At 73.7% G+C, this 18,846-nt stretch carries 17 protein-coding genes; 9 read left to right on the forward strand and 8 right to left on the reverse strand.

The window, feature by feature from the left end:
- The first annotated feature begins 19 nt into the window (after window positions 1–19).
- From ACNAVT_RS13780 to ACNAVT_RS13810, 7 genes are all read left to right on the forward strand, one after another.
- Window positions 20–1,804 (forward strand): ABC transporter permease, encoded by a 1,785-nt coding sequence (locus ACNAVT_RS13780; RefSeq protein ID WP_416296222.1) that lies wholly within the window; start codon window positions 20–22, stop codon window positions 1,802–1,804.
- Window positions 1,792–2,622 carry a creatininase family protein gene (locus ACNAVT_RS13785; protein ID WP_416296224.1) on the forward strand — a complete coding sequence of 277 codons (831 nt, stop codon included), beginning with the start codon at window positions 1,792–1,794 and terminating at the stop codon, window positions 2,620–2,622. Before ACNAVT_RS13780 ends, ACNAVT_RS13785 begins: the two co-directional genes overlap by 13 nt.
- Window positions 2,619–3,572 carry an amidohydrolase family protein gene (locus ACNAVT_RS13790; protein WP_416296226.1) on the forward strand — a complete coding sequence of 318 codons (954 nt, stop codon included), beginning with the start codon at window positions 2,619–2,621 and terminating at the stop codon, window positions 3,570–3,572. Before ACNAVT_RS13785 ends, ACNAVT_RS13790 begins: the two co-directional genes overlap by 4 nt.
- 49 nt (window positions 3,573–3,621) lie before the next feature.
- Window positions 3,622–5,079: an argininosuccinate lyase gene (locus ACNAVT_RS13795; RefSeq protein ID WP_416296228.1), complete on the forward strand. Its 1,458-nt coding sequence runs from the start codon at window positions 3,622–3,624 to the stop codon at window positions 5,077–5,079.
- On the forward strand, window positions 5,076–5,996 hold the full coding sequence (locus tag ACNAVT_RS13800) for an ROK family protein (protein ID WP_416296230.1): 921 nt from the start codon (window positions 5,076–5,078) through the stop codon (window positions 5,994–5,996). Before ACNAVT_RS13795 ends, ACNAVT_RS13800 begins: the two co-directional genes overlap by 4 nt.
- Before the next feature lie 113 nt (window positions 5,997–6,109).
- A complete protein-coding gene (locus ACNAVT_RS13805) occupies window positions 6,110–7,132 on the forward strand; it encodes a glycosyltransferase family 2 protein (protein ID WP_416296232.1) in 1,023 nt (340 codons plus the stop codon).
- Entirely contained in the window at window positions 7,129–9,405 is a 2,277-nt protein-coding gene (locus ACNAVT_RS13810) for a hypothetical protein (protein WP_416296234.1), read from the forward strand. The genes ACNAVT_RS13805 and ACNAVT_RS13810 overlap by 4 nt, the downstream gene beginning before the upstream one ends.
- Here ACNAVT_RS13810 and ACNAVT_RS13815 read toward each other — a convergent pair.
- From ACNAVT_RS13815 to ACNAVT_RS13845, 7 genes are all read right to left on the reverse strand, one after another.
- Window positions 9,383–10,177, reverse strand: coding sequence for a class I SAM-dependent methyltransferase (locus ACNAVT_RS13815; RefSeq protein ID WP_416296236.1), 795 nt, complete (start codon window positions 10,175–10,177; stop codon window positions 9,383–9,385). The genes ACNAVT_RS13810 and ACNAVT_RS13815 overlap by 23 nt on opposite strands.
- A 148-nt stretch (window positions 10,178–10,325) precedes the next feature.
- On the reverse strand, window positions 10,326–11,750 hold the full coding sequence (locus ACNAVT_RS13820; RefSeq protein WP_416296238.1) for an acyl-CoA carboxylase subunit beta: 1,425 nt from the start codon (window positions 11,748–11,750) through the stop codon (window positions 10,326–10,328).
- A gap of 22 nt (window positions 11,751–11,772) precedes the next feature.
- A complete protein-coding gene (gene fabF / locus ACNAVT_RS13825) occupies window positions 11,773–12,999 on the reverse strand; it encodes a beta-ketoacyl-ACP synthase II (RefSeq protein WP_416296240.1) in 1,227 nt (408 codons plus the stop codon).
- Window positions 13,000–13,001: 2 nt separating this feature from the next.
- Window positions 13,002–13,241, reverse strand: a complete 240-nt coding sequence (locus tag ACNAVT_RS13830) for an acyl carrier protein (RefSeq protein ID WP_396859739.1) — start codon at window positions 13,239–13,241, stop codon at window positions 13,002–13,004.
- A gap of 83 nt (window positions 13,242–13,324) precedes the next feature.
- On the reverse strand, window positions 13,325–14,269 hold the full coding sequence (locus ACNAVT_RS13835) for a beta-ketoacyl-ACP synthase III (protein ID WP_416296242.1): 945 nt from the start codon (window positions 14,267–14,269) through the stop codon (window positions 13,325–13,327).
- Window positions 14,266–15,435, reverse strand: a complete 1,170-nt coding sequence (locus tag ACNAVT_RS13840; protein WP_416296244.1) for an acyltransferase domain-containing protein — start codon at window positions 15,433–15,435, stop codon at window positions 14,266–14,268. Before ACNAVT_RS13840 ends, ACNAVT_RS13835 begins: the two co-directional genes overlap by 4 nt.
- Before the next feature lie 78 nt (window positions 15,436–15,513).
- Entirely contained in the window at window positions 15,514–16,860 is a 1,347-nt protein-coding gene (locus tag ACNAVT_RS13845) for a PucR family transcriptional regulator (RefSeq protein ID WP_416296460.1), read from the reverse strand.
- 33 nt (window positions 16,861–16,893) lie between these two features.
- Here ACNAVT_RS13845 and ACNAVT_RS13850 point away from each other — a divergent pair, with 33 nt between their 5' ends.
- Together ACNAVT_RS13850 and ACNAVT_RS13855 are read left to right on the forward strand one after the other, a co-directional pair.
- Window positions 16,894–17,433 carry an orotate phosphoribosyltransferase gene (locus ACNAVT_RS13850; protein WP_416296246.1) on the forward strand — a complete coding sequence of 180 codons (540 nt, stop codon included), beginning with the start codon at window positions 16,894–16,896 and terminating at the stop codon, window positions 17,431–17,433.
- A gap of 175 nt (window positions 17,434–17,608) precedes the next feature.
- Window positions 17,609–17,932, forward strand: coding sequence for a hypothetical protein (locus ACNAVT_RS13855; RefSeq protein ID WP_416296248.1), 324 nt, complete (start codon window positions 17,609–17,611; stop codon window positions 17,930–17,932).
- Between the two features lie 79 nt (window positions 17,933–18,011).
- On the opposite strand, the gene ACNAVT_RS13860 is transcribed toward ACNAVT_RS13855, so the two are convergent.
- Complete coding sequence (locus tag ACNAVT_RS13860; RefSeq protein ID WP_416296250.1) at window positions 18,012–18,671, reverse strand: hypothetical protein; 660 nt, start codon at window positions 18,669–18,671, stop codon at window positions 18,012–18,014.
- Window positions 18,672–18,846: the final 175 nt, after the last annotated feature.

Raw genomic sequence — 18,846 nt, forward strand, 5'->3', positions numbered from 1 at the left:
CGCGAACTGAGGTGATGACGTGAGTACGATTCCCGCCACGCCCGGGGCGGCGACCGTCCCGCCGGTCACCAAGGAGCCGACGCCGCCGCGGGCCCGCCGGTCCCGATGGTTCGCCGGTGGCGCCAACTCACCCTGGTTCCCGTACGTCCTGGTCTTCCCGCTGGCGTTGATCCTCTTCGGGTACGTGGTCCAGCCGATGTTCGCCACCTTCGCCGAGAGCGTCGGGGTGGACGGCCTGGCGAACTACACCGTCTTCCTCACCGGCGACGGCGTGGCCCGCTCATCGTTGGTCACCTCGCTGGTGATCTCGGCGGCCAGCGTGGTGCTCTGCGGCATCGTCGGGGTGGCGATGGCGTTCCTGCTCAAGCGCTTCTCGTTCCCGGGCCGCCGCTTGATCGAGGCGATCATCCTGGTGCCGGCGGCGCTGCCGCCGCTGATCGGGGCGATCTCGTTCCAGCTGCTCTACAGCGAGACCGGCATCCTGCCGCGCGGCCTCCAGCACCTGTTCGGCACCGAGAACCCGGTGCTGCCGTTCAGCGGCATCGCCGGGGTGCTGGTCGTGCACACCTTCACCATGTATCCGTTCTTCTACCTGGCCACCTCGGCCGCGCTGGTCGGGATGGACCCGTCGGTGGAGGAGGCCGCCTACAACCTGGGCGCCGGCCGGGTCCGGGTCTGGCGCACGGTGCTGCTGCCGATGCTCACCCCGGCACTGGTCTCCGCCTCGCTGCTGGTCTTCATGACGTCGCTGGCGTCGTACACCGCCCCGCTGCTGTTCGGGGTGGACCAGACGATGACGATGCAGATCTACATCAACCGCACCAACGGCGACCTGCCGATGGCCTCCACCTACGCCTCGGTGCTCGGTGTGGTGTCGGTGCTGTTCCTGCTCGGCATGCGCTGGTACGAGGGGCGGCGCAGCTACCGCTCCCAGTCCAAGGGTGTCGCCTCGCACCGCCGTGAGATCACCAACCCGTTCGGCCGGTGGCTGGCCCTGCTCGCCTCGGTGCTCGCCACCGTGGTGCTGCTCGCCCCGGTGGGCACCATCGCCCTGGTGGCGTTCTCGCAGGACGGCTCCTGGACGACCGAGGTGGTCCCGTCGGCGTACACCATGCAGAACTTCGTCACGATCTTCTCCGATCCGGGGGCGTACCGGCCGATCGTCAACTCCCTGGAGATGAGCCTGATCGCCACGGTCGGCTGCGTGGTGGTCGGCGTGCTCATCGCGTACGCGGTGCGCCGGCTGGACTTCCGCGGCCGTGCCCTGCTCGACGTGGCGGTCATGCTGGCCTGGGCGCTGCCCGGCACGGTGGTGGCGATCAACCTGATCTCGGCGTTCAGCACCGGCAACGCGTTCAGCCTCGGCCAGGTCCTGATCGGCACCTTCTGGATCATGCCGCTGGCGTACTTCGTGCGGTTCCTGCCGCTGGTCTTCCGCTCCAGCTCGGCCACGCTGGCCCAGCTCGACCCGTCGCTGGAGGAGGCGGCCCGCAACCTCGGCGCCTCCTGGTGGCGGGCGTTCGGGTCGGTCACCCTGCGGCTGATGCTGCCGGGCGTGCTGGCCGGCGCGCTGCTCGCCTTCGTGCACGGCGTCGGCGAGTTCGTCGCCTCGGTGCTCATCTACACCTCGGAGACCGCGCCGATCTCCGTCGAGATCAACAACCGGATGTACTCGTTCGAGGTGGGCACCGCCGCCGCGTACGGCATGCTCCAGATCGTCCTGATCTTCGTGGTGATGGTGGTCTCCGGACGGCTGGAAAGCGGCCCGAAGGCCAGCCGGGAGGCGGCGCAGTGGACGGCGTGACCTCCGGGTGGCCGGCGGGCGGTGGCCTGGTTCCCGCCGCCCGGATCCCCGGTGGGGAACTCGCCGCGGTCGCCGCGGCGGCGGACTTCGCGGTGCTCCCGGTCGGCGCGGTCGAGTGGCACGGCCCGCACCTGCCGCTCGGCACCGATCTGATCCTCGCCGAGGGCTTCGCCGGGGAGGCCGCCCGCGACGTGCCGGGGCCACGCGGCGTGGTCTTCCCCGCCGTGGCGTACGCGGCCTGCCCGGGGCAGACCCGGCCCTGGCCGGGGACCGTGGCGATCCGGCCGGAGATCGCGGTCGGCTACCTCGCCGACGTGATCGAGGGGATCGTGGCCGCCGGCTTCCCCCGGCTGCTGGTGGTCAACGGCCACGACGCGAACATGTCCACCGTCCGGGCTGCCATGGAGTGGGTCTCCGGCCGGCGTACCGCCAGCCTGCTGCTGGTCAACTGGTTCCAGCTGGTCACCCCGGCGGAGACGACGGAGATCTACGGCGAGCCGCCGGCCCGCGGGCACGGCGGGGCGTACGAGACCTCCGGCGTGCTCGGATTCGACCCCGGCGCGGTACGCCTCGACGCGGTGGCCGACCTGCCACCGAAGCCGAAGCTGCCGGTGGGCCACCCCTACGTGCTGGTCGAGTCCCGCCCCGACCCCTGGCAGGGCTGGTCCGGGCACATCTCGCTGGCCAGCGAGGAGGCCGGCCGGACGGTACGGGCGCTCGCCGGGGCGCGGCTGCGCGAGATCGTCGCCGCCTGGGTGGCCGCCCCACCGCCGGCCCCGCCCACCGCCGACCCGCTGGTGACCGGGGGAGAGTCATGACCGTCGAGCGGGGACTGGATGTCGTCGACTTCCACCTGCACTTCCGGATCGGCTCCGACGAGACGATCCACGCCTGTGAGCAGGCCGCCGGCATGCATCCGGGCGGGGCACACGAGCGGGCGGTGCGGGCAGCCGGCTCGGCCCCGTACGCGCGGCAGTGGCGGCAGGCGTGGGGCTTCCCCGACCCGGAGCCGCCCGCCGGGCGCTGGGAGGACGAGGCCGACCGCTGGGCCGACGAGCTGCGCGCCGTGGGCGTCCGCAGGGCCGTCTTCGTCACCGGTGGCGGCAACGACACCCTCGCCGACGTCGTCGACCGCCACCCGGACCTGCTGCTCGGTTTCGCCCACCATGACCCGTACGGCCCGGACGCCGCCGGTGAGCTGGACCGCGCGGTGACCGAGCGTGGCCTGCGGGGGCTGAAGCTGTTCGCCCCGCTGCTGCGCGGCCCGCTGGACCACGAGGACCTGGACCCCCTCTGGGCTGCCGCCCAGCGGCTCGGCGTGCCCGTGCTGATCCACATCGGGCACTACGGCAGCGCCGGTGGGCTCAGCTTCGGCCGGTACGGCGGCCCCGAGGAACTGGCCCGGATGGCCCGCCGCTTCCCGGAGCTGGCGGTGGTGGTGCCGCACTTCGGCGTCCAGCACGTGCAGGAGTTGTTCTTCGCCGCCTGGGGCTGCCCCAACATCCACGTCGACACGTCCGGGTCCAACCAGTGGGTGCGCTGGATGCCGTACAAGCTGACGTTGGAGGATCTCTTCCGCCGCTGCTACGAGACGATCGGTCCGCACCGGATCGTCTTCGGCAGCGACTCGTCGTGGTTCCCCCGCGGCTACGTCACCCGCTACCTCGATGACCAGCTCCGGGTCTGCCGGGAGCTGGGCATGCCCGACGACCACCTTCGCGCGATCTTCGCCGGCAACGCCGAACGGCTGCTCGGCCTGACCGGCTGAACTCGCAGCGGGCGGCCCACCGCCCGCCCGCGGACTGGAAGGAACCGCCATGAGCACACCCGCGCTGACCACCTACCAGCGGCACCACCTGGCGCCCACCTACGACCACCACGTCGGTCACCTGTATCCGGCGATGGTCCGCGCCAGCCAGGCGCACGTGGTGATGCTGACCGAGCAGGGGTTGGTCCCCGCCGACCGGGGTGCCCGGCTGCTGCGCGGGCTGGCCGAGCTGCGCGCCGACACCGGCCCGGCGCCGGCGTACGACGGCAGCTTCGAGGACACCTATTACCTGATGGAGAAGCGGCTCGCCGAGGCGTGCGGCATCCCCACGTCCGAGCTGGACGTGCAGATGGCCCGGAGCCGCAACGACCTGGACGCCGGGGTGTTCCGGATGCTGCTGCGGGACCAGCTCCTGCGCGTGCTGGGCCGGGTGCTGGCCACCGGGCGGACCGCGCTGGACCGGGCCGACCGGTACGCCGACGTGGTCATCACCGGCTACACCCACCGCCGGCCGGCCCAACCCACCACCATCGGGCACGCCCTCGCCGGCTACGCCGAGGCCCTCGCCGGCGAGGCGGTCGCCTACGCCGACCTGATCGACCAGCTCAACGTCTCCCCGCTGGGCTCCTGCGCGTTCGCCGGCACCGACCTGGAGATCGCCCCGGCCCGGGTGGCGGAGCTGCTCGGCTTCGCCGGCCTGGTGACCAACTCCTACGAGGCCGTCGCCGGTGCCGACCACCTGGTCCGCGTCGGGACGCTCAACGCGCAGGCGCTGGCCACCGGGGCGCGGCTGGCGCGCACCCTGATGGACTGGCTGAGCTGGAACTGGGTCACCACCCCGGCCGACTTCACCCAGGGCAGCAGCATCATGCCGCAGAAGCGCAACCCGGTGGTGCTGGAACACCTGGTCTCGTACGCCGGCGCCGCCGCGGCTGACGCCGCCTCGGTGCTGAACAACGTCGGCGCCGCCTGGTGGGAGGACTCCAACAACGCCACCACCGACGTGCAGGTCCGGCTCTGGGAGAGCAATGACCGGGCGGAGCGTTTCTTCGCGCTGGTCGGCGGCTTCCTGGCCGAGGTGGAGCCGCTGTCGCCGCCGAGCCGGGCGGAGATCGTCGCCTCCGGCGCCACCACCACCGCCGCGGCCGACGCCCTGACCCGGCACGGGGTGCCGTTCCGGGCCGCCCACTCGGTGGTCGGTCGGCTGGTCCGGGCCGGTGCCCCGGACACCTGGACCGCCGAGGGTGTCCGGTCCGCCGCCGAGGGGCTGACCGGCCCGCTCGACGACGCCGCGGTCGACGACCTGATCGCCGCCGCCGTCCGTCCCGACCTGGTCCTGAACCGGGCCCAGGTGGACGGTCCGGGCGCCGCCGCGGTCCGCGCCCAGGTGGGTACGCTGCGTGTCGCGTTCGACGCGGTCGCCGACCGGCTGGCGGCGGTGCGCGACCGCCTCGGCCGGGCCGACGAGGCGCTGGACGCCGTCGCCGCCGAGCTGGTGGCGCGGTGAGCGTGCGGCTGGCGGGGTCTCCCGCTGCCGGCACGCGCCCCGACGGGCTGCTGCTCGGCATCGACTTCGGCGGCACCAAGATGGCGGTCGGGGTGGCCGACGGGCAGGGCCGGCTCCTGGCCCACCGACGGGTCCCCACGCACGCCGACCAGGGCGCGCCGCAGGCCCTGGACCGGGCCCTGGACCTCGCCGCGGAGCTGGTCGCCGAGGTCGGTGGGCCGCTCGCCGCGGCCGGGGTCGCCTCGCCCGGCGTGGTCCGCCCGGACGGCATCGACCTGGCGCCCAACGTGCCCGGCTGGGAGCGGCTGCGGCTGGCCGACGCGGTCCGGGACGCGCTCGGCGTCGCCCGGGTGGCGGTGGACAACGACCTGAACGCCGCCGCCCTGGCCGAGCTGCGGCTCGGCGCGCTGCGGGACGCCGACCCCGGCCTGGTCGTGGGGATCGGCACCGGCGTGGCCGCCGCCGTGACGGTCGGGGGGACGGTCCTGGCCGGCCATCGTGGGGCGGCCGGCGAGATCGGGTACGCCGTGGCCGGTGCCACCTGGCCGGGGACCATGCTGGAGCTGGACTTCTCCGGCCGGGCGCTGGACCGGCTCGCCGAGGAGCTCGGCGTGCCGGGCGGGGCGGCCGGGCTCGCCGACGCGGCGGAACGCCCCGGAGCGGCGCGCGAGGCGCTGACCGCCCGCGTCGACGAGGCGGCCCGCCACCTGGTCACCTGCTGCCTGCTGCTCGACCCGCAGCGGGTGGTGCTGGTGGGCGGGGTGGCCAGCAGTGAGCTGATCCGCGGGCTGCTGGTCGACCGGCTCAACGAGGTGCTCCCGCACCGGCCCGACGTGGTGCTGTCCCGGTTCGCCGACGACGCCGCGCTGCTCGGCGCCCTCACGCTCGCCCGCGAGGCGGTGCCCGCAGCCCGCTGAGGCACCCACCGCCGCCGGGCTGACCAGCCTTACGGCCGCGGATTTCCGGGTCAGCCGGCGGCGGCAAGGACTGGTACCTTCCGTGAATCCACCGGATTCCGCTGGAGGTCAGGTTGACGGGCACCGATCCGGAGCCGTTGTTGTCGGTCGTGGTGCCGATGTTCAACGAGGAGGCGGTCCTGCCGATGCTCGCGCGGCGGCTCCGCGCCGTCCTCGACGACATCGGTGAGGCGTACGAGGTGGTCGCCGTCGACGACGGGAGCCTCGACGGGACCGCCGCCGCCGTGACGGCACTGCGCCGCAACTGGCGACAACTGCGACTCGTTCGCCTGCGCGGCAACAGCGGCCACCAGGCTGCGCTGCTCGCCGGGTTGTCCCGCGCCCGCGGCCGGTACGTGGTCAGCATCGACGCCGACCTGCAGGATCCTCCCGAGGCGATCGTCGAGATGCTGCGGCTGGCCCGCGAGGAGCAGCTCGACATCGTCTACGGCGTGCGGGCCGATCGCAGCACGGACACCCCGTTCAAGCGATGGACCGCCGACGCCTACTACCGCCTCATGCGCCGGCTCGTCGGCCGGCAGGTGCCCGCCCAGGCCGGCGATTTCCGACTGCTCAGCCGCGCGGCGGTCGACGCGCTGGAGGAGCTGCCCGAACGGGCTCCGGTGCTTCGGCTGGTGGTGCCCTGGCTCGGATTCCCCAGCGGTGAGGTGACCTACCGCCGGGAGAAGCGGGCCGCCGGCCAGACGAAGTACCCGCTCTCCCGGATGGCCGCGCTGGCCGCGGAGAGTGTCACCAGCTTCTCCGCCGCACCGCTGCGGATCGCCACCTGGCTCGGCCTGATCGGGGTGGCGGTCTGCGGGCTGCTGATGGTGCTGGCCGTGCTCGCCTGGACGATGGGGGCCACGGAGAGCGGGTGGCCCTCGCTCTACCTCGCCATCCTCTTCCTGGGCGCGGTGCAGCTGCTGTGCCTCGGCCTGCTCGGCGAGTACGTCGGCCGGATCTACACCGCCGTTCAGGGCCGGCCGGCGTACTTCGTCGCCACCGACAGCGCCGAGGAGCGGCACGAGCAGCGGGCCGCCGGTCAGCCGGCGTCGAGCGACCACGAGGCGACCGAGCTGGCCGGGAGCCGGCCGTGACCTCGCTCGCCACCGCGGAGACCACTCCGCCCGCGACCGTGCCGGTCGCCCGCCCGGGGCTCGTCCGCTTCGCCCCCGCGCTGGTCGCGTACGCCGCCGTCGCCGGCATCCTGCTGATCACCAGCACCTCCGTGCCGGACCTGCTCCGCTACACCCTCTACGCGGCGTTCGCCGTGCTGGCGCCGGGCGTCCTGGTCTACCGCGCGTTGCGTCGTCACCCGCACACCCTGGTCGAGGACGTCGCGATGGGGGCCGCGGTCGGTCTGGTCCTCGAGCTGGCCGGCTGGGCGGTGTTCACCGGGCTCGGCGTGCCCGGCTGGCTGCGCCTCTGGCCGCTGGCCGTTCTGGTGCCGTTCGCGGTGCTGCCCCGCCTGCGTCGACACTGGTGGGTGCGATATGACACCCGGGTCCCGCTCGGCTGGGCCTGGGCGGTCACCGGCGTGGTCATCGGGTTCACCCTCTACCTCGCCCAGGCGTTCCTGCGGGTCAACCCGGTGATCCCGAACCGAGAGGGCCAGCGGCAGTACATGGACCTGGCGTTCCAGATGTCCATCGCCGGCGCGGCCAAGCACCAGATGCCGCCGGAGGTGCCGCAGGTCGCCGGGGAGCCGCTGCACTACCACTGGTTCGGCTTCGCGCACATGGCCGCGAGCAGCCTGGTCAGCGGCGTGGACCTGACCGCCGTCTTCTTCCGGCTCGCCGTACCGGCCCTCTGCGCTCTCGTCATAGTGCTGGTCGCCGTGGTCGGTTGGCGGGTGAGCGGGCGACCGTACGCTGGCGCGGCCGCCGCGGTGCTCATGTTCGCCATCGGCGAGTTCGGCTACGAGAACGGGGTCCGCCAGCTCTTCGGCACGCAGGCCACCTTCATCGTCTGGGGCAGCCCGTCGATGACCTACAGCTGGGTGCTGCTGCTGCCGCTCATCGCGGTGGTCGGCGACATCATCGGTCGGGCGCGGGCCTCCACCGTCCCCGTGATCGGCCGCGGCGCCTGGGCGATCGCCGTGCTGCTGCTGGCCGCGTCCACCGGGGCGAAGGCCAGCTCGCTGCCGGTGCTGCTGGCCGCGGTCCTCTTCACCGCCGGCGTGCTGCTGGTGGTGCGGCGGCGGCTGGAGTGGATGCTGCTGCTCGTTGCGGCGCTGGCGCTGGGCGCCCAGTTGTTCGCCACCGCCGTGCTCTTCGCGTTCGAGAGCCACGGCGTGGCGGTCTCGCCGTTCTCCGCCCTGCGGGTCTACGTCCGGTCCGTCGAGGGCTGGTCGACCGAGCAGCAGGCCCTGCTCTGGGTGGGTGTCGCAGTGGCCTGCCTGCTCTACCTCCAGCTCCGGATGGCCGGTGTGGTGGCGCTGTTGCACGTGCGCCGCTGGCGGTTGGAACCGGTGCAGCTGTTCCTGCTCGGTGGCGCGCTGGCCGGCCCGGCCATCTTCCTGCTCGTTTCGCACCCCGGCGCCAGCAATCACTACTTCAGCCGGACCGGGTTCGCCTTCGGCGTGCTGCTGTCCGGGTGGGGGTACGCGGAACTGCTGGAACGGGCCGCGCTCCCCGCCCGCGGGCGGGCACTGCTCGCCGCCAGCGCCGCCGGATTCGCGGTACTGCTCACCCTGATCCAGCTCCGGTTCCCGGCGCCGCTGTCGAGCGCGATCCACGAACGGGTGTACCCACTGCTGCGCTGGGCCGGCGCGTTGGTTCTGCTGGCGCTGGCGCTGGGGGTGCTCTGGCGGCTGCTGGCGAGGGGCCGCCCGGCGTTGGCCGGGCGCGGCGGTGCGGTGCTGCTGACCGGTGTCCTGGTGGCCGGGGCGCCCGGTCTGGTGCTGGATGCGCAGGTGTCGCAGCAGGAGCCCAACGGGGGCGCGTACCGAGGGGTGTCGATGCCGGCCTCGAAGGTCGAGGCGGCCCGCTGGGTCCGGGACCACAGCTCCCCGGACGACGTGGTGGCGACCAATTCGCACTGCCAGACGGTCAGCGCGGCCGGCTGCGACTCGCGGACGTTCTGGGTGAGCGCCTACACCGAGCGGTCCGTGCTGGTGGAGGGGTGGGCCTTCGCCCCCCGCATGGTGGGCCAGGGCTGGACGGCGCCGTTCTGGGACTCCGAACGCCTCCGGCTCAACGACGTGGCGTTCGCGGCTCCGACGCCCGCCGGTCTGGCCGAGCTGCGGGATCGGTACGGGGTCCGCTGGCTGGTCGCGGACCGAACCGTGGCGGCGGAGTCCCCCGCGTTGGCCGACCTTGCCGAGCTGCGCTTCCGCAACAAGCGGGTCAGCGTCTATCGCCTCCACTGACCGGGACGCCCGGGGCGGGGATGGTGGCCCCACCCGGGCGCAGCGGCCGCGGGACTGAGCCCTCGGCGGGGCGGTGCGCGACGAGCATCAACGAGACGCCGGGCAGCGACCGCACCGGCAGGTACCGCTCGGCGGTGATGACCGCACGCAGCCCCAGGTTGACCAGGCCGGGCAGGTCGTCCAGGTCGCTGCCCGTCGACTTGCGGCGTCGCCAGGCGGCGACCGGGCGGAGCACGACGTTCCAGCTCCACAGCTCGTCGACGACCAGGCCCGCCTTCTCCACGACGGCCCGCAGCGACTCCCGGTCGTAGCGGCGGACGTGCCCGACAGCCACGTCGTGCGCCGACCAGAGCTCCATGTCGGCGGGTACGGCGATCAGCGCGCGGCCACCCGGCCGCAGCGTCCGGCGGATCTCCGCGGCTGCCAGGTGATCGTCTTCGATGTGCTCGAGGATGTCGAAGGCGACGACCAGGCCGAAGCTCGCCGAGGGCACGGGCAGCTGCCGGGCATCCGCCCGGATGACGTCCAGTCCCCGCTCTCGGGCCACGCCCGCGCCCTCGGCGCTGTACTCCAGTGCCAACGGGCGCCACTGGTGGTCGCGCAGCACCCGGGTGTTGCCGCCCCCTGCGGCGCCGATGTCCAACGCCCGATCGGGTCGGACCCCTGCGGCGGCGAGCCGACGCAGTTCGCGGGCGAGCAGGGCGCGTCGCTCCCGGTACCACCAATGGGTGTCCTCGAGTTCGGCGAGCTTACGGATCTCCGTCGCTTCCACGTTCCCTCCCGGTACGGCCGCACTCACCTTAGTGGGCGATGGTCAGGTTTGTCCGACCGTGGGACCCGGCAGCCGCTGGAGGGTTCGGCGGCACCCGCGCAAACAGGCCCGCGCTCGGTGAGCGCGGGCCCGTGTCTACAAACGACCGTTACAGAGGGATGTTGCCGTGCGCGCCGCGGGCGGCCGGCGCGGCGGCGAGGGCCTCGGCGATCCGGCGCCGGGTTTCCGCCGGCTTGATCACGTCGTCCACCACGCCGATCTCCAGCGCCCGGCTGACGCCGCCGGCGACGCGGGTCTGCTCCTCGATCAGCCGGGCGCGCAGCGCCTCCCGCTCCTCGACGGGGGCGGCGGCCAGCTTCTTGCGGTGCAGGATGTTGACGGCAGCGCCGGCGCCCATCACGGCGACCTCCGCGTTCGGCCAGGCGAACACGGCGGTCGCGCCCAGCGAGCGGGAGTTCATCGCGATGTACGCGCCGCCGTACGCCTTGCGGGTCACCAGCGTCACCCGCGGCACCACCGCCTCGGCGAAGGCGTGCAGCAGCTTCGCCCCGCGCCGGACCACGCCGTCCCATTCCTGGCCGAGGCCGGGCAGGTAGCCGGGGACGTCGACCAGCACGATCAGCGGCACCCCGAGCGAGTCGCACATCCGCACGAAGCGGGCGGCCTTCTCGGCGCTGGACGCGTCGAGGCAGCCGCCGAGCCGCAGCGGGTTGTTGGCGATCACGCCGACCGTGCGGCCGGCGAACCGGCCGAGCGTGGTGGCGATGTTCGGTGCCCACTTGGCGTGCAACTCCACGCCCGGCTCGTCGAGCAGCGCCTTGACCACCGGCTTGACGTCGTAGGCCCGGTTGGCCTCGGCCGGCATCGCCGCGGCCAGGTCGTGCCCGTCCTCGGCGCCGTTGGCGACGTCGTCGGGGCAGAGCCGACCCTGGCGGCCGAGCAGCGCGGCGAGCTTGCGCGACTCGACCAGGGCCGCATCGTCGTCCTTGCAGGTCACGTGCACCACACCGGAGCGCCGGCCGTGCGGCTCGGGGCCGCCGAGGCGCTCCATGTCGACCCGCTCGCCGGTGACGCTGCGGACCACCTCGGGGCCGGTGACGAAGATCCGACCCGTGCCGGACATCACCACGATGTCGGTCAGCGCCGGCCCGTACGCGGCGCCACCGGCGGCCGGCCCGAGCACCACGGAGATCTGCGGCACCCGGCCGGACGCCCGGACCATGGCGGCGAAGACCTGACCGACGGCGTCGAGTGCGACCACGCCCTCGGCCAGCCGGGCACCGCCGGAGTGCCAGAGACCGAGCACCGGCACCCGCTCCCGGACCGCCGTGTCGATGGCGTCCACGATGTGCCGGCACCCGTCGGTGCCCATCGCACCGCCCATCCTGGTGGTATCAGTGGCGTACGCGACCGCCGGCGTACCGTCGATCTCACCCCGCGCCCAGAGCACGCCGGAGGTGTCCCGCGGCGCCATCAGGCGCAGCGAGCCGGCGTCGAACAGGGCCCGCAGTCGGATCTCCGGATCGCGGTGGTCCACTGTCGAACTCTCCGCGTTGACGGCGGTCGCGGTCACTGGTGCCTCCCGGGTGTGGGTCTCAGGCCCGCGTGAAGACGAGAGCCACGTTGTGCCCGCCGAAGCCGAACGCGTTGTTCAGCGCGGCGGGGACCTCCATGTGACGTGCCTTGTGGGCGGCAACCTCCAGGGTGAGGCCCTCGTCCGGATCATCGAGGTTGATCGTCGGGGGTACGACCCCGTCGCGGATGGCCAGGATGGTGGCGATCGACTCCAGCGCCCCGGCCGCGCCGAGCAGGTGGCCGGTCATCGACTTGGTGGCCGACAGCACGGGGTGGTCGCCCAGCACCTTGCGCAGGGCCCCGATCTCCAGCATGTCGCCCACCGGCGTCGAGGTGGCGTGCGCGTTGACGTGCACGATGTCCGTCCTGGCGATGTCCGCGTCGGCGATCGCCTTGCCGATCGCCCGGATCGCGCCCTCGCCCTCGGCGTGCGGCTGCACCATGTCGTACGCGTCCGAGGTGATCCCCGCGCCGGCGAGGCGCGCGTACACCCGGGCGCCGCGGGCGGCGGCGTGGTCGGCACGCTCCAGGACCAGCACGCCCGCGCCCTCACCGAGCACGAAGCCGTCGCGGCCCTTGTCCCACGGCCGGGAAGCCTTCTCCGGCTCGTCGTTGCGGGTCGACATGGCCCGCATCGAGGCGAAGCCGGCGATCGGCAGCGGGTGGATGACGGCCTCGGTGCCACCGGCCACCACCACGTCGGCCCGGCCGGAGCGGATGATGTCCAGGCCGAGCGCGATCGCCTCCGCGCCGGTCGCGCAGGCGCTGGCCACCGAGTGGACCCCGGCCTTGGCGCCCAGTTCCAGCCCGACAGAGGCGGCCGGGCCGTTCGGCATCAGCATCGGCACGGTGTGCGGGGAGACCCGCCGTGGCCCAGACGCCTCCAGGATGTCGTCCTGGGCGAGCAGGGTGGTGGCCCCGCCGATGCCGGAGCCGACGCTGACGGCCAGCCGCTCCGGGTCCAGCCCGGAGTCGGCCAGTCCGGAGTCGGCCCAGGCCTGCTGCGCCGCGATGATCGCGATGGCCTGGGACCGGTCCAGCCGGCGCAGCTTGACCCGGTCCAGCACCTCCGTGGGCTCCACGGCGAGCTGGGCCGCGATCCGGACCGGCAGTTGCGCCGCCCACTCCTGGGTGAGGGGACTCACCCCGGAGCGGCCGGCGAGCATGGCGTCCCAGGTCGACGCGACGTCCCCGCCGAGCGGGGTCGTCGCGCCGAGCCCGGTGACGACGACGTCGGGGCGACTCATGATCAGGACTGCGCCTCGATGAAGCTGACGGCGTCGCCGACGGTCTTCAGGTTCTGCACCTCGTTGTCCGGGATCTTGACGCCGAACTTCTCCTCGGCCGCCACCACGACCTCCACCATCGAGAGGGAGTCGACGTCGAGGTCGTCGGTGAAGGACTTCCCCTCGGCCACCTCGTCCGGGTTCACCCCGGCAACCTCTTCGAGGATCTCGGCGAGGCCGGCGGTGATCTCGTCACGGGTCATTGCGGTTGGTTCCTCTCATCGGGGTTCACGACGGCCGGCGACGCCGGTCGTCATTTCCTCGGCGCGTTCGCCCGAGGGGGTCTTCAGGGGCAGCGGACGACCTGACCGGCGTAGGTCAGGCCACCGCCGAAGCCGAACAGCAGCACCGGCGCGCCCGCCGGCACCTCGCGTCGCTCGACCAGCTTGGACAGGGCCAGGGGGACGCTCGCCGCCGACGTGTTGCCGGACTCGACGATGTCCTTCGCGATGATCGCGTCGGGGATGTTCAGCCGCTTGACGATGCCGTCGATGATCCGCGCGTTGGCCTGGTGCGGCACGAACGCGGCCAGCTCGGACGGGGCCACCCCGGCCTTCTCGCAGGCCTCGAGCGCGAGCGGCGCCAGCGCGGTGGTGGCCCAGCGAAAGACCGCCTGCCCCTCCTGCGCGATGTACGGCCGCCAGCCCTCGATGCGGACCGCGTCGCTCTTCTCCGGCACCGAGCCCCAGACCACCGGCCCGACCCCGGCCGGCTCGCCCTCGGCGGTCGCGGTGACCACCGCCGCGCCGGCGCCGTCGCCGAAGATGATGCAGGTCGAGCGGTCGTTCCAGTCGGTGAAGTCGGAGAGCTTCTCCGCGCCGATCACGATCGCGTTGCGGGCTGCCCCGGCCCGGATCGCGTGGTCGACCGTGCCCAGGGCGTACGCGAAGCCCGAGCAGGCGGTGTTGACGTCGTAGGCGGCCGGGGCGGTGACGCCCAGCTTGGCGGCCACCCGGCAGGCCACGTTAGGGCTGCGGTCGACCGACGTGCAGGTGGCGACCACGACGAGATCGATGTCGGCGGCGGTGAGGCCGGAGTTGGCCAGTGCCTTCCCGGCGGCGGCGGTGGCCATGTCGGCCACTGTCTCGTCACCGGCGATCCGCCGGGTGACGATGCCGACCCGGTCCCGGATCCACTCGTCGTTGGTGTCGACCAGCTGCGCGAGCTCGTCGTTCGTGACCACGCGGGAGGGCTGGTAGTGCCCCATCGCGACGATCCTGCTGCCTGTCATGCGTGGCCTCCGATCCGGGCGAGGGGCTGGCCCGGAGCGACCGGGTCGTCGTGGTGGGCGAGCCACTCGGTGAGCAGCCCGTTGTGGTGCGCGGCCACCTCGACCGGCCCCTGCCGGGTGGCGACGTGGCCGATGACCTGGCCGGCGCGCAGGTCGGCGCCCTCGGCCAGCTCGGCCACCGGCCCGAAGGTGCCGGCGGCGGGAGAGACCACCACCCGGAAGTGAATCACGGGCTCGTGGCCGCGCAGGCCGCTGTGTCGGGCGATCAGGTCCCGCGCGGCGGGCAGGTCGTCGGGGGTGTTCAGGGTGACGATCTCCGGCGCGCCCTCGCCCTTGAGCTCCCGCTTGACCAGGCCGGCCAGGGTGCCGGCCGGCGGCAGCTCGATCACGCCGGTGACCCCGAGGTCGGCCAGGGTCCGCATGCACAGGTCCCAGCGGACCGGGGCGGTCACCTGGCGGACCAGCCGCTGCACCATCTCCCGCCCGTGGTTGACCGCGGCGCCGTCGAGGTTGGAGAGGAGGATCCGGGCCGGGTCAGCCGGGGTGATGCCGGCGGCCACCCTGGCCAGGGCGTCCTCGGCCGGGGCCATGTACGGGGTGTGGAAGGCACCGGCCACCTGCAGTCGGATGATCCGGGCCTTCGCCGGCGGCTCGGCGGCCAGCTTCTCCAGGCCGGCCACCGCTCCCGCGGCGACGACCTGGCCGGTGCCGTTGCGGTTGGCCGGGTGCAGTCCGTGGGCCTCGATGGCGGCGAGCACCTCGTCCGGGTCGCCGCCGAGCACGGCGGCCATTCCGGTCGGCTCGAGCGCGCAGGCGGCGGCCATCTCGCGGCCGCGTACGCCGGCGAGGGTGACGGCCGCCTCGGCGGGCAACACCCCGGCCAGGGCGGCGGCGCCCAGCTCGCCGACGCTGTGGCCGGCGACCAGCGCGACGTCGTACATCGGCAGGTGCTCGGCGGCGAGGAGCGCGGCTGCGACGAGCAGCGGCTGGGTACGGGCGGTGTCCTTGATCTCGTCCGCGTCCGCCTCGGTGCCGAGGTGGACCAGGTCGACTCCGGCCAGCGCGGACCACCAGCGCAGGCGGGCCTCGGCACCGGGCAGGTCGAGCCAGGGGGTCAGGAAGCCGGGTTTCTGGGAACCCTGTCCGGGTGAGAGTACGGCGAGCACGTCTACGACTCTGACGGATACTCGCGGGTCGCGCTGTAACGCATGGCACCAAACCGCACTAGAAGCTTTGGAGGTTCCCTACAAAAATCGGTTTCGGTCATCACCCGTCTGTGATGATTTCCGGGCTGCCGGGGCCAATGTCTGGCTCGGGACGGGTGCGCCGCCCGGGACCACCGGGTCGAGCCTACCGACAGTCAACGCCACCTGCAGCGCGAACGCGTCCCGGGCCATGAGCGGCGAGAAGCCGGTCACCTCGGCGACCCGCTTGAGCCGGTAACGCACGGTGTTCGGGTGCACGAAGAGCGCCCGGGCCGCGCTCTCCAGCGTCCCGCCGGCGGCGAAGAAGGCGTCCAGCGTCTCCAGCAGCTCACCACCGGCGCGGGCCAGCACCGCGTACACGTCGTGCCGCAACCGGCGGCGGGCCTCGGCGTCGCCGGCCAGGGCCCGCTCGGGCAGCAGGTCGGCGGCGGGCACCGGGCACGGCGCGGTCGGCCAGGCCGGCGCCGCGCGGAACCCGGCCAGCGCCGCCCGCGCCGAGTCCGTCGCCTCGTCCAGGCTCGGTACGGCCGGACCGACCACCACCGGCCCGTCGCCGAACGCGGGCAGCAGCTTCTCGGTGGCCGCCAGTGGATCGGCCGCCCCGCCGAGCACGATGACCAGCCGGTCGCCGTGCACGCCGCCGATCACCTCGACCCCGATCCGACGGGCCTGCCGGTAGACGGTGTGCAGCACGGCGGCCACCTCACCGCCCGGGGAGCGGCCCACCGCCACCGCCACCGGCGGCGCGTCCGTCCAGCCCAGCGCAGCGGCCCGGCTGGCCAGCACGTCCGGCGAGTCGCCGCGCAGCAGCGCGTCCACCAGCAACGCCTGGAGGCGGGCGTCCCACGAGCCGCGCGACTCGGCGGCGCGGGCGTACACCCGGGCGGCGGCGAAGGCGATCTCCCGGGAGAAGCGCAGCACCGCCTCCCGCAACGGCTGTTCCTCGCCCTCGGCGGCCAGGTGCGACACCTGCTCCTCGACCACCTCGATGGTCACCTTGATCAGCGCCACGGTCTGCTGGAGGCTGATCGAGCGGGCCAGGGCCTGCGGCGCGGCGGCGAAGACCTCGTCCGACACCTCCTGGGTGCTGTCGGCCGCGCCGCCGCCCTGCCGCAGCCACTGCACCAGGGACCGGACGCCCGCCTGGGCGACCAGCGTGACCCACGACCGCTGGTCCGCCGGCAGCTCCCGGAACCACGGCAGGCTCTCGTCCATCCGGGCCACGCTGGCGGTGGCCAGCGCGCCCGCCGCCCGTTCGATCCGCCGAAGCGTGGCAGACAGTTCGGTACCGGCCGGCTCGCTCACCGCTTTAGCCTGACATGCCCTGACCAGGGCCTGCACACCGAGGGGTCGGGCGTGCCGCCCGGATCCCCCGCACCGGCGCACCCGCCGCGGGCGGACCGGCGACAATGATCTCCCATGACCGACACCCCGAGCGCCCGGGCCGCGCTCGCCCGCGACATCGACGCCACCTGCCGGCTCACCGGACGGTTCGTGCTCCGGTCGGGCCGGACCGCCGGCGAGTACTTCGACAAGTACCGGTTCGAGGCCGACCCGGTGCTGCTGGACCGGGTCGCGGCCGGGCTGGCCGAGCTGGTCCCGCCCGGCACGGAGGTGCTGGCCGGCCTGGAGATGGGCGGCATCCCGGTGGTCACCGCGCTGGCCCGGCACGTCGGGCTGCCCTGCGCCTTCGTCCGCAAGACCGCCAAGGCGTACGGGACCGCCCGGCTGGCGGAGGGTGCGGACGTCGCCGGCCGGCGGGTGCTGGTGGTGGAGGACGTGGTGACCTCCGGCGGCCAGGTGGTGATCTCCACCGGCCAGCTGCGCGAGCTGGGCGCGCGGATCGAGCACGCCCTCTGCGTGATCGACCGCGCCGAGGGCGGCCCGGCGGCCCTGGCCGCACACGGGATCGCGCTGCGGGCCCTGCTCACCCGCGCCGACCTGGACGCCGCCCGCTGACTCCGGCGTCCAGCGGCGCGGCGGGCAGGCCGCGCACCCCGACGCGGGCTGGCGACCGCGCTCACGGGCGGCCGACACGGTACGCGCCGCACGCACCGTCCGGCCCGGCCAGTACGGTGTCAGGGCACGCCGGGGCGACCGCCCGACGGGCGACGGCGAACGTGAGGAGACCGGGATGGCGCATGGGGAGGCCGAGCACGGCTGCGCCCAGGGCGAGCCCTGCCGGCCGGGCCACGAGCAGCCGGTGCCCGCCAAGCACCCCCGCCGGGCGGGCCTGCCCCATCCGGCCGACGCGCCCGCCGGCTGGGGGCCCGAACGCGGGGACGAGGACCCGCCCGCGCCGCGGCAGCGGGCTGTCGAGCCGGCCGTGCCCGAGCCGGTGCCCAGCCAGGGCTGCTGCAGCGACCTGCCCGGCTGGGCGGGCGCGCACCAGCATGGCGCGGTCCGGCCCCGGAGCCGCACGGTGCGCCGGGAGCGGCCGCCACGCCGCTGGTGCTGATCCCGCCATCAGCTGGCGGCGACCAGCTTGAGCAGGGTGAAGGCGATCGCGATCGACGCCTACGGCTCTGCGGCCGGACTCAGCGGGTACGGCGGCGGATCAGCAGCGCGATGCCGGCGAGCCCGCTGGTGATGACCACCATCACCCCTGCGTTGAGCAGCAGCAGCCGCTGAAGTTCGCCGAGCGCCTCGTCGATGTCCCGCGCCGGGTTCAGCGCGTCCTCCGGGATGACCCGCTCGCCACCGCCGATCCCGCCGCTGATCGTGTCGAACTGCGGCTCCAACGGCACCCCGGCCGCGCGCAGCGTCTCGGACATGTTCAGCCGGCCGAAGAACCAGCCGGCCCGGGGCTTGCTCTGGTCGGGCTGCTTGGCCGGCCGGTAGATCCGGGGCCCGCCCTTGGCGAGCGGGTAGAGGTCGTAGGTCTTCTTCGCCGCACCCGCGGTGATGGTCACGACCGTGTACTTGGGACCGAGGTCCTTTGCCTGCGGGCCGCGCTGCTGGCCGGTACGCCCCAGCCAGCTCACCTGGTCGAGGACGGCGTTCACCACGGTGGCGTGGGTGTCGGAGCGCAGCTGCAGGGGCTGGTCGAGCCCGTCGCCGGTGATGTCCACTCCGGTCAATTCGGGCTTGGGCGGCGCCGCGTGGGCCGCAGTGGTGCCCGTGAGGGCCAGTGAGCAGGCGGTGGCGATCACCAACCCGGCCACGGCGGCAAGGAGCCGCTTCACCTTCAGGACCATCGCCGCCTCCTCGCCCCGTTCGATGGGTGGCTTTCGCTGCAGGTCACGCTTGATCGGCCGGCGGGCCCGGCGAAAGACCGGTGCCCACCTCAAAGACTCCGTGGAACGGCGCTTGGTTGCAGCTGATGGAACAGTTATTGGAACTATGTGCGATCTGAGACCGACTAATGAGCGG

The sequence above is a fragment of the Micromonospora sp. SL4-19 genome (assembly GCF_047921475.1).
Classification (GTDB): Bacteria; Actinomycetota; Actinomycetes; order Mycobacteriales; family Micromonosporaceae; genus Micromonospora.

Coding starts and splice junctions, on each gene's coding strand:
- ACNAVT_RS13790 (WP_416296226.1), top strand. CDS start 2,619: ATGACCGTCGAGCGGGGACTGGATGTCGTCGACTTCCACCTGCACTTC.
- ACNAVT_RS13795 (WP_416296228.1), top strand. CDS start 3,622: ATGAGCACACCCGCGCTGACCACCTACCAGCGGCACCACCTGGCGCCC.
- fabF (WP_416296240.1), bottom strand. CDS start 12,999: ATGAGTCGCCCCGACGTCGTCGTCACCGGGCTCGGCGCGACGACCCCG.
- ACNAVT_RS13830 (WP_396859739.1), bottom strand. CDS start 13,241: ATGACCCGTGACGAGATCACCGCCGGCCTCGCCGAGATCCTCGAAGAG.
- ACNAVT_RS13835 (WP_416296242.1), bottom strand. CDS start 14,269: ATGACAGGCAGCAGGATCGTCGCGATGGGGCACTACCAGCCCTCCCGC.
- ACNAVT_RS13850 (WP_416296246.1), top strand. CDS start 16,894: ATGACCGACACCCCGAGCGCCCGGGCCGCGCTCGCCCGCGACATCGAC.
- ACNAVT_RS13855 (WP_416296248.1), top strand. CDS start 17,609: ATGGCGCATGGGGAGGCCGAGCACGGCTGCGCCCAGGGCGAGCCCTGC.
- ACNAVT_RS13860 (WP_416296250.1), bottom strand. CDS start 18,671: ATGGTCCTGAAGGTGAAGCGGCTCCTTGCCGCCGTGGCCGGGTTGGTG.